This window comes from Microcystis sp. M53602_WE12 (genome assembly GCF_030065455.1).
Lineage (GTDB): Bacteria > Cyanobacteriota > Cyanobacteriia > Cyanobacteriales > Microcystaceae > Microcystis > Microcystis aeruginosa.
In genome coordinates this window covers 1-1,473 of record NZ_JASJFB010000497.1, presented here as the reverse complement: position 1 = coordinate 1,473, position 1,473 = coordinate 1, and the positions used below count along the sequence as shown (strand labels likewise).

General features: G+C 46.8%; 1 protein-coding gene and 1 pseudogene. One reads left to right on the top strand and one right to left on the bottom strand.

The features are described 5' to 3' along the window. Positions 1–129, top strand: a pseudogene (locus tag PX482_RS16440) (RNA-guided endonuclease TnpB family protein); the annotation flags it as partial. Positions 130–457: 328 nt separating this feature from the next. Here the strand turns inward: PX482_RS16440 and PX482_RS16435 are convergent. Further along, entirely contained in the window at positions 458–1,264 is an 807-nt protein-coding gene (locus PX482_RS16435) for an Rpn family recombination-promoting nuclease/putative transposase (RefSeq protein WP_288122700.1), read from the bottom strand. Positions 1,265–1,473 lie beyond the last annotated feature (209 nt).

Genomic DNA, 1,473 nt, shown 5'->3' with positions numbered 1-1,473 from the left:
AGTAAAAATATTTTGGCCGCAGGGCTTGCGGTGTCAGTCCGGGTCGCGACCATAAGACCAGAACAGAGTGAATCTGTTAAGGCAGGTGCGGAACCCCGCAAGGGAAAGAAGCAGAAACCTAAATCGTGAGGTTTGGGAATCGCCGTCCGTTTTACGGCGGTGAGGATGTCAAGTTTTAACGATGCCATGAGTGCGTCGTGTTCCGCAGCTGTTATGCCAAGAGTTGCGGCCTCGTGCTGTAATTTTCTGGCAATAATAGATAAGCTGGGACGACCTACCATAAGGCTGACAATTTCATCATCTGGTATAAGTGCCAGTGCTTCCCTAATTTCTTTGGCTGTGCCTTGGATTACTGTTGCTTGTGTAGTCATGATTTTTGATCATTCTAGGGCGAATCCTAGCATAATTCACAATTTAAGAAATTTTTACATTTTGCTCCCTGATGGCTTACTCCCAATTACAGGGGCGATAGATGCGATCGCAACCATTCCTCCAAATCTTCGGGTTGGGTAAAATCTAACAAAGCTTCTCCTAAAGCTTCCAGTTGATTAATTGAGAGAGCTTGAATTTGCGATCGCCTTTCAGGAGTCACTTCACCGATCCGACGCGAGAGGAGCCGCAGGATGAGCGCAGATTCTCCTTCCTGACGACCTTCCTCGCGACCTTCCTCCTTGGCTTCACGATATACCCTTGTATCTGCCAATTGTAGTCCTAGCATCGCTTCCACCTCCTGCCGACTCAAGTTAGTAAATTTATACACCATAATTGTGGCAATCATTTCTATTATGGCGCGACCCGCTTCTGGATCTGCAATTTGCTGTTGAGTTCGTGCCAGTAAATAGCGGGCTTTTTCTGGTGCTTGGGTTTCTTCCACAGTGGTGAGTACCATCAAGGCAACCCCTAGGGGTAACTGCTGAATTTCCCCTAATTCTTTCAGATAAATTCGATGCACCTGATTACAATTGAGCAGCGCCCGGTAGGGATGGGTGTTACTTTGTTCTAGGCTACGGGTGGGATAGATGACAACAATTTGCCAATCGGTAAATCGTTCTCGCTGGCGATAAAAATACAAAAATGATTCGCCGAAAACCCGTTCATAGAGTCGTTCGTCTTTTTGAAATTGCACTTCGCAAAAATAGATCACCCCGCTACTATCATTATCGGGTGGCAGGAATACGCCATCGATCTCAAATTTGGGTTCTTTGACGGCTACGGAGTCAAAGCGGTATTCGGTGACATTATCTGGTGGGTTTTCGACCCACATTCCGCACCCTCAACTGTCACATAAGCTGTCCCCCTCCAGAGACTTGAGTAAAAATACTTATCTGGTGAAGGTTTTCTCGGTGGCCGTTAGGGGGGTCTTGAGACCCTAATTAGGGTCTGCTGAAAAAGTTTTTCCTGGTGGCAGGGTGTGGGGTGTAGGGTGTAGGGTGTGGGGTTTTAGCGATTTTGAAGGTGTCAATTACCTAATTT